The following is a 4170-nucleotide window of genomic DNA, read 5'->3' as shown; positions in this document are numbered from 1 at the left end:
TTGCAAGTACGGGAACTGGTACGGATCAGAACTTCAAAATCTGGGCAAAAATTAATGAAGGCGCCACGAATGTTCCTGCGGGTGTATATAATGATATTGTGGTTGCTACGATTACATATTAATACGTTAAAGTGACCGTCACAGTATCACTATAGTTTCCTGCACTTTTGAGAGGCTGTTGGGGGACATGTCCGTAAACAGAGATTGGTTGCTGCCCATTTGTTCCTACACCTTGCGACCTGTTATTAGAACTATCCCATTTTTGAGTTAAGTTACTGTTTAAGTATAAATCATAATTTATATAATCCTTGCCATTAAACATTCTTCTCTGATTATTCAGAGCATATTTGCCATTATTTAATCCTACTCGCCAAGTAGTGCGTGAAGGGCATTGCAGAGAAATTTGACCACTTGTATGTAAGTCTCTGTTCAAATTATCAATTTGACCAAAATCCAAATCTGTTGTTGAGAGTAATGTACAAACATTCTCATATTCTGCAAAAACACTCATATTGGCCGTGTCCGAATATCTTAAATTACTAGCGTTATAGCCGTGAGGATAGTTCTCATTTCTTTCAAAATCATAAAGGATTTCAAGCGATAAAGTAGAGGATCTGTAATTACCAGCAGCCCCTGTCTGTCCTGGATAAAAAAGACCATAAACTGGGATCACTTCAGTCAATTGCTTACCACCCGTAATTGTATAGTCTCTACAACCCATAGCAGTTAATTGATCACGCGATTGGATTAAATGAGTAAAACCGGGGTCATAAAAAAGATTATATTTCAAAGATTGAAGTAGGTTCGGTATGCCTAAAATATTAGTATAAATATAACGGGTTGTATCATTATAAAGCCAACTTGTAGCGGTCAAACACACACGTATATTTGTTTTCATTATGGAACGTGGATCACAACGAAGAGTAATATTGGTAGAAGTCGTACTTAATGCAGGACTCACCTCACCAAAATCAAGCGAGGTAGAAGAAATACTGCATTTAGCAGCCTGACTTTCACCTGTAATCATCAAACCTAAAAATAGACCTGACATTAAAGTTAAATTTTTGCTTGATAAAAAAGGAGATTTTTTTTTGCTCATTATTCGCATAGCAAGTCGCCTAAATCAATTAAACCTTTCTGGGTATCTAAACCATTTATCTCAAAGCTACACATTTTGTCTTTTTGCTCTACAAAGAATTTAGTTACTTTAGGGTTTTCCATATAGATCATACCATCATGTGCAACCACAGTAAGAGGCTCTGGTATTGAGGACTTTAAATCTGGACTTGCCCAGACATTCGACCCGGCTTCAATTACGCTTCCATCTTTTTGTTTAATAACTGCTTGAATCGCCTGAATCTGGTAAACAGGAAAATCTATGAAGACTCCACTACCAAACCTTGGTACAGCATTCTTTACTGTTGTTTCAATATAATAGTCAGCAGGTAATTCTAATGCATCGATTGTGATCTTGTTATTTTGGTAAGGATTCAGTGAGGTGACGACCAGTTCTCCGTTTCTATTGGTCCTTCCTACTGATCTATTTTCTAATTTCACTGGTACTTCAGGGATATTAGAGGTTGAAATCAAAGCAAATGAATCAAAAGATCTACGCATTGGGAATAAACTTCGATTCATCATTAACAGGCTTCCACTTAATGTACCGTTGGCTATTCGAGAAGAGCTGTTATCGGTTTTAAATTCCTGTAAGCCTAAACTCCACTCCCCATAGTTGTGAATCCGGGCAAGTTGAGTCTGGATATTTCGATTATCCTGAGCCGTATCTACCTGTACTTGCCATCCCCACCCACCAACATCACGAGAGACGGACTGACGCGCATTAAAAGACAGCTTCTCTTGTTCCTGATCTTGCTGATAGGATAAGTTGACGGTTCGTCTCTTTTCTAATGGAACATTCAAGCTCAAATAATATCTGGTATCTGATTCATTTAAATCATGATTTGCGCTTAAGTTGAGATAATAATTGTTAGGGAATGAATAAGACCAATTAAATGTTAAAAACTCGTTAGTTGAATCCCAATCTTGTTCTTGATAAATATAACTTGCCCCGAACTGGCCTAACCTATTATTCGTACCTAGAAAAAATTGATCAGATCGCTGAGGAAATGCTAAACCATTTAGGTGCGCGATATCGTAATATTCGCCTGACTGCCGAGCCGTATTATAAGAGATAGTTAAGTACCTAGAATTCCAGTTATATCCTAATTGATAAATAGCTCCGGTTAATCCCTGATAGTCACTAAAAGAATATGCTGCATTTAACAGACCTGCGCGGTTTCCTAGTCTTTGGATAAATCCTGCTCCTCCCAAGTACAGATCAGGCGCTAACTCCAAATGTGTCTCTACAGTTAAATCTTGTGTTAAACCATACCGATAACTGGTATTAGTAACCAGATCCTTATCATATTTGAAGGAACGTTCCCCATATGCTAAACGTGTATAACCTAGGTTAAATGACCAGTCACTCAAATCTTCCTTTAGCAGTTGATTAGTTCCATATAAAGAAAAATTAAGAACTCTTTGTTGGCCATTGATATCAGTCACAACTACTTGAGCTTGTCCAACTCCAGTAATAATAGGGATCGCTTCAATTTCAAATTGACCAGGTATGATTTGCTGAGTTGTTTGCTTTAGCCCATTAATAAACAAATCTACTGTGGATGGTAAACTTACTTCACCTTTAAATGATTCCAAGGGAGTCGTGATTTGATAGGGTTGAAGAGCAAAATTTTTAGAAAGACTTACTCCGCTAATGCGGGTAGACCTACTCCAGCTCAATGGTTTGGACTGATCATCACCCACTCTGATAGTAAGCATTTTTTCAGGTAAATCACGCTGCCAATAAGTATCTAGAATTAAAGCATTTAATTCGGAATCTTCATCTGTTTTGGTATAGCTATAATTTGAGGATAAATTTAAGATTCCTCCCTCTCCTAAGCCAAATACACGAAACTCATGGGTTCCACTTAAATTGAAATAATCTTCGGAATACTGGCTATAGAAATCGTAATTAAACAAAGCGCCTGGTCGCTCTTGAGCTGGGTCAAGTTTGACAGGTTCAATAATAGTATATGCAGGATAATAGGAAGTTCGTTTAAGTGCTTTAATATCTACATCAAGGTAAATTTTCTGGTTGGAATTATCGTATTTATATTTGACTGAAGGTATGTCTTCTAAAAGATAGTAGCCTGCAGGATTAGTTTGCAGATCAGCAGGTAAAGTTAATTTAAGGTCTTGTAAAGTTTCTGTAGATATATAAAGCTGATCGCCTTGTTGGAGAAAATGGCCTAAAATATTTGAGTTAGATTGATTTAAAATAACATCTAAAAAAAGTTCCTGTTGAATGGTCGAATCTACTTCTTGAGAAGTCACTTCATTTGCTATTCCCTCTTGTACATAAAGAAGTCCAAGCAAAATTACACTCAAGTAATTAGCCCTAATCATATCAAGTATTTATTTATTTACAGGAATAACCTGTTGATTAATATCAGAATTAATAACTACTCGGAACTTTCCTGCACCATTATCTGGAAGACTGATCGGTAAGTTCCAAGACATCGTTTGTCCTGCCAAAACATAACCCATCAATCCAGATATCAAAGGTACGATATTTCCTGTCGTGGATACATAACTCAACTGACTTAAGCGTAAATAGGAACTAGAACGGTTCGAAACTGAAATCTGGCCGTTCGTATATTTAAACTGAATATTATCAAGCGAGGTTAGACCTTGAGTAATTTTATGAGGTTGCGAAGACTTATAAAAAACAGGAATTGAGTATTGCAATAAAATATTTAAACCCGAGTTATTTTGCTCGGAACTACTTCCTGGCAACTCATCTACCAGTACTCGAAATGCCTGCTCCTGAGTACTATTAGTATTGGCTGGCTTAATCAAGCGTACTAATTGTCTTTGACCAGGTTTAATTTCAGTAATAAGTGGACTTGCAATAAGCTTCTTAGTCGGTTCCAGGATTTCCTGGTTATTAAGCTGAGTCCACTCTTGCATACGTACTTGAGCACGAATATTTGTTTTCCCCGTGTTTGTAAGCCAAAGCTCTTTTGCTTTTTCCTGGGAAGAAAACTCTACAAGGATGGGAGATACTTGTAGACTAGCTGCTTGTGCTAAAGAACAAAAGGAAGAAGCTAA

The 4170-nt window shown here is 37.1% G+C and carries 4 protein-coding genes; 1 reads left to right on the top strand and 3 read right to left on the bottom strand.

Annotated elements, in window-relative coordinates; all coding sequences use genetic code 11:
* Window positions 1–122 (top strand): spore coat protein U domain-containing protein (locus tag FTV41_RS15395; RefSeq protein ID WP_179996703.1); only part of this gene is annotated, 122 nt, incomplete at its 5' end.
* On the opposite strand, the gene FTV41_RS13785 is transcribed toward FTV41_RS15395, so the two are convergent.
* From FTV41_RS13785 to FTV41_RS13775, 3 genes are all read right to left on the bottom strand, one after another.
* Window positions 119–1108 carry a spore coat protein U domain-containing protein gene (locus FTV41_RS13785; protein ID WP_218945201.1) on the bottom strand — a complete coding sequence of 330 codons (990 nt, stop codon included), beginning with the start codon at window positions 1106–1108 and terminating at the stop codon, window positions 119–121. The two genes, FTV41_RS15395 and FTV41_RS13785, sit on opposite strands and share 4 nt — an antisense overlap.
* Complete coding sequence (locus tag FTV41_RS13780) at window positions 1099–3447, bottom strand: fimbria/pilus outer membrane usher protein (RefSeq protein WP_179996701.1); 2349 nt, start codon at window positions 3445–3447, stop codon at window positions 1099–1101. The genes FTV41_RS13785 and FTV41_RS13780 overlap by 10 nt, the downstream gene beginning before the upstream one ends.
* A 27-nt stretch (window positions 3448–3474) precedes the next feature.
* Window positions 3475–4170: molecular chaperone (locus FTV41_RS13775; RefSeq protein ID WP_179996700.1), on the bottom strand; the 696-nt coding region annotated here is incomplete at its 5' end.

Source organism: Acinetobacter sp. YH16051, assembly GCF_013417135.1.
In the GTDB taxonomy this organism is placed as follows: domain Bacteria; phylum Pseudomonadota; class Gammaproteobacteria; order Pseudomonadales; family Moraxellaceae; genus Acinetobacter; species Acinetobacter towneri.
This window is presented reverse-complemented; position numbering and strand designations above follow the sequence as displayed.

Excerpts from the sequence above, each read along its gene's own strand:
- FTV41_RS13785 (WP_218945201.1), bottom strand. The coding sequence starts at position 1,108 with ATGCGAATAATGAGCAAAAAAAAATCTCCTTTTTTATCAAGCAAAAAT.